This is a genomic window from Arthrobacter ginkgonis, assembly GCF_039540195.1.
GTDB lineage: Bacteria > Actinomycetota > Actinomycetes > Actinomycetales > Micrococcaceae > Zafaria > Zafaria ginkgonis.
Window position 1 is genome coordinate 1 of the sequence record NZ_BAABEO010000052.1, and the last position, 747, is coordinate 747.

A 747-nucleotide genomic window follows, 5' to 3' on the forward strand; every position below is an offset into this window, starting at 1 on the left:
CGCCCAGGCCGCGGGAGACCTTGGCGATGACGTCCGGGTCGTCGTGGAAGGTGGTGGCCTTCACGATCGCGGCCGCTCGCTCGGCCGGGTTGCCGGACTTGAAGATGCCCGAGCCGACGAACACGCCGTCCGCGCCCAGCTGCATCATCATCGCGGCGTCCGCCGGGGTGGCGATGCCGCCGGCGGTGAAGAGCACCACCGGGAGCTTGCCGGTGGCGGCGATCTCCTTGACCAGCTCGTACGGGGCCTGGAGTTCCTTGGCCGCGACGTAGAGCTCGTCCTCGGGCAGCGAGGAGAGCTTGGCGATCTCGGCGCGGATCTTGCGCATGTGCCCGGTCGCGTTGGACACGTCGCCGGTGCCGGCCTCGCCCTTGGAGCGGATCATCGCCGCGCCCTCGTTGATGCGGCGCAGGGCCTCGCCGAGGTTGGTCGCGCCGCAGACGAAGGGCACCGTGAACTGCCACTTGTCGATGTGGTTCACGTAGTCGGCCGGGGTGAGGACCTCGGACTCGTCGATGTAGTCCACGCCCAGGGACTGCAGCACCTGCGCCTCGACGAAGTGCCCGATGCGGGCCTTGGCCATGACCGGGATGGACACGGCCTCGATGATGCCGTCGATCATGTCCGGATCGGACATGCGGGACACGCCGCCCTGGGCGCGGATGTCGGCGGGAACGCGCTCAAGGGCCATGACGGCCACCGCACCGGCGTCTTCGGCGATGCGGGCCTGCTCCGGCGTGACAACGT

At 69.7% G+C, this 747-nt stretch carries 1 protein-coding gene; it reads right to left on the reverse strand.

Translation table 11 applies throughout. The annotated features are described in order from the left end of the window. Positions 1–747 (reverse strand): pyridoxal 5'-phosphate synthase lyase subunit PdxS (gene pdxS, locus ABD912_RS23475; protein WP_345154899.1); only part of this gene is annotated, 747 nt, incomplete at both ends.